Source organism: Phenylobacterium sp., assembly GCF_036263695.1.
GTDB lineage: Bacteria > Pseudomonadota > Alphaproteobacteria > Caulobacterales > Caulobacteraceae > Phenylobacterium.
Genome location: NZ_DATAGM010000254.1, coordinates 1 through 2247 on the forward strand (window position 1 = coordinate 1; position 2247 = coordinate 2247).

A 2247-nucleotide genomic window follows, 5' to 3' on the forward strand; every position below is an offset into this window, starting at 1 on the left:
AGGGGCCCGAAGGCCCCTTCCCTAGTCGTCGCGGTGGACCCGCTCGCGCCGCTCATGCCGCTCCTGGGCTTCGAGGCTCAGGGTGGCGATGGGCCGCGCTTCAAGTCGGGCCAAGCCGATCGGCTCGCCGGTCTCCTCACAGTAGCCGTAGCTGCCGTCTTCGATGCGCCGAAGCGCGTCGTCGATCTTGGAGATCAGCTTCCGTTGACGGTCACGCGTGCGAAGTTCGAGAGCCCGATCGGTTTCCGACGAGGCGCGATCGGCCAGGTCGGGATGGTTCTCGGTTTCGTGCTGAAGGTGAGACAGCGTTTCGCGAGACTCGCGAAGGATGTCTTCCTTCCACGCTAGCAGTTTCTTTTTGAAGTACTCGAGCTGGCGCTCATTCATGAACTCCTCGCCCTCGGAAGGACGATACTCTTGTTCATCGGCGCTAGCCAAAACAGCGGCTGCCTTCATAGACACCTCACGCCCCTGGACGAAATCCCCCTGGTTCTTGGCGAGGGGCTTATAGCGCAAAACGACCGCCGTTCAATGAAGGTCGCGTTAACCGAGCGTTTAGGCCGCACGCGTCGCACGCTCGTGTTTGGCGAGTTCGACGGCCGCCCGCAACTCGATCTCGTTGAGCACGCCCTCAAGCGCCGGATCGTCGGTGCGGTCGCGCTCCTCGCGAACCGCGCGCTGCAGGCGCTCCAGCGCCCCGAGGGTGAGGTTCCCGCCCAGCAGCGCGATGCGCACCTCGTCGAGGACGTCGAGGATCCGACCGGCCCGGCCCACCGCGCGCCGGCGGCGCTCAAGCGGCCCGCCGGAGGCCTGCAGCGTCAGCAGCGCATCGACGCTGGCGACGCCCGTCACGCCGGAGGCGCCGCTGACCGGCGCCGGGCCGGCCGCCTCCTGAGGAAAGTTGATCCGAAAGCCTGATCCACCGCCAGCCGGGCGGGACGCGCCGCTGCTGCCCGTTGTGGATCCGACGCCCTTGGTGCCGCTGACCTTCATGCAAGCCTACTTTGCCTGACTCGCTCGTCAGGTGGGCAGTCTCTTCCTCGCCGCATTAGATCAAGGTTAACGCCCGGCAGCTTTTGCCGCAGGGCGGACTTGGGGCGTGGCGGCCCTGCCCCGCCACTCGATTGACTCTGTTAAGGGATTCCGGCGGCGCCAGGTTGGCACGCGGCTCGCAGACAGCGAACGGGCCCAAGTTCCTACGAGTTCCCAATGCGTCGCACCCTTTCGATCCTCGCCATCGCCGCCCTGACGGCGGGTCTCGCCGCCGGGCCGGCCGCCGCCGCCTCGCGGATCAAGGACGTGGTCGAGTTCGAAGGCGTGCGGGAGAACATGCTGGTCGGCTACGGGCTGGTGGTGGGCCTGAACGGCACCGGCGACTCCCTGCGCAACTCCCCCTTCACCCGCCAGAGCCTCGAAGCCATGCTCGAGCGGCTGGGCGTCAACGTCCGCGACGCCAACCTCAACACCAAGAACGTCGCCGCGGTGATGGTCACCGCCAAGCTGCCGCCGTTCGCCGCCGCCGGCTCGCCGGTGGACGTGTCGGTCTCGGCCATGGGCGACGCCAAGAGCCTGCAGGGCGGCTCGCTGCTGGTGACCCCCCTGCTGGGCGCCGATGGCCAGGCCTACGCGGTGGCGCAGGGAACCGTCGCCACCGGCTCGGTCTCGGCCCAGGGCGCCTCCGGCTCCTCCATCTCCAAGGGCGTGCCCACCGCCGGCCGGATCGCCGGCGGCGCGCTGGTGGAGCGCGAGATCGGCTTCCAGATGGCCTCGATGGGCCAGCTGCGGATGACCCTGCGCAATCCCGACCTCACCACCGCCCAGCGGATCGCCGGCGCGGTCAACGCCAAGTTCCCCGGTACGGCCTACGCCGAGAACCCGACCATCGTCGCCATTCGCCCGCCGGCCGGCCAGGACATGCCGAGCTTCCTGGCCCAGGTGGAGAACCTGTCGGTGCAGCCCGACAACGCGGCCAAGGTTGTCGTCGACGAGACCAACGGCGTGATCGTGATGGGCGAGAACGTCCGCGTCTCGACCGTCGCCATCGCCCAGGGCAACCTGACTATCAAGATCGGCGAGTATCCTGTCGTCAGCCAGCCGGAGGGCTTCAGCCGCGGCGAGACCGTGGTGGTGCCCCAGTCCGACGTGGTGGTGGACGAGGAGACGGGCAAGCAGTTCATCACCCTTCAGGAGGGCGCCTCGCTGGCCAGCCTGGTGTCGGGCCTGAACGCCCTCGGCGTCACACCGAGG

3 protein-coding genes are annotated in these 2247 nt (G+C 68.3%); 1 reads left to right on the forward strand and 2 read right to left on the reverse strand.

Annotation, left to right across the window (positions count from 1 at the left end):
* Positions 1–21: 21 nt before the first annotated feature.
* Together dksA and VHK87_RS10205 are read right to left on the reverse strand one after the other, a co-directional pair.
* The gene (gene dksA / locus VHK87_RS10200; protein ID WP_329634792.1) at positions 22–456 is read right to left on the reverse strand and encodes an RNA polymerase-binding protein DksA; all 435 of its coding nucleotides are present in this window, start codon (positions 454–456) and stop codon (positions 22–24) included.
* Between the two features lie 99 nt (positions 457–555).
* Positions 556–993: a flagellar assembly protein FliX gene (locus VHK87_RS10205; RefSeq protein WP_329634790.1), complete on the reverse strand. Its 438-nt coding sequence runs from the start codon at positions 991–993 to the stop codon at positions 556–558.
* 216 nt (positions 994–1209) lie between these two features.
* Between VHK87_RS10205 and VHK87_RS10210 the strand changes: the two genes are divergently transcribed.
* Positions 1210–2247, forward strand: a 1038-nt coding sequence (locus VHK87_RS10210) for a flagellar basal body P-ring protein FlgI (RefSeq protein WP_329634791.1), incomplete at its 3' end; no start/stop codon positions are given.